1 protein-coding gene is annotated in these 298 nt (G+C 38.3%); it reads right to left on the bottom strand.

Annotation, left to right across the window (positions count from 1 at the left end):
- Positions 1-298, bottom strand: a 298-nt coding sequence (locus JEM65_RS22185; protein WP_199603941.1) for an SUMF1/EgtB/PvdO family nonheme iron enzyme, incomplete at both ends; no start/stop codon positions are given.

Here is a 298-nt window from a genome sequence, read left to right as displayed (position 1 = left end):
ATGAAACACCAGCTACAGGGTAAAAGTTGAATCCTGGAAATCTGAAATAGTATGACTGATACATGTCATTGAAACTCATTTCACCACCTGCCCATACATTATCTTTAGGCTCAAGTTTAAGAAGTGAATCAGCACTTACTTTTTTGCCCATATTGAACAAGTACTCTCTGTAGTCATTATTAGTGACTTCAGTTTCATCCAGATAGAAGTTTGAAAGTGTTACAGTTCTTTCCTGGTTATCACGGAAAGCCATTACATCTTCCTCTTGCGAACCTAGAACGGCTCTACCTACTTGGAT

Source organism: Gelidibacter salicanalis, from assembly GCF_016469035.1.
In the GTDB taxonomy this organism is placed as follows: domain Bacteria; phylum Bacteroidota; class Bacteroidia; order Flavobacteriales; family Flavobacteriaceae; genus Gelidibacter; species Gelidibacter salicanalis_A.
The sequence above is the reverse complement of the archived record's forward strand: the minus strand, read 5'-3'. Positions and strand labels throughout refer to the sequence as shown.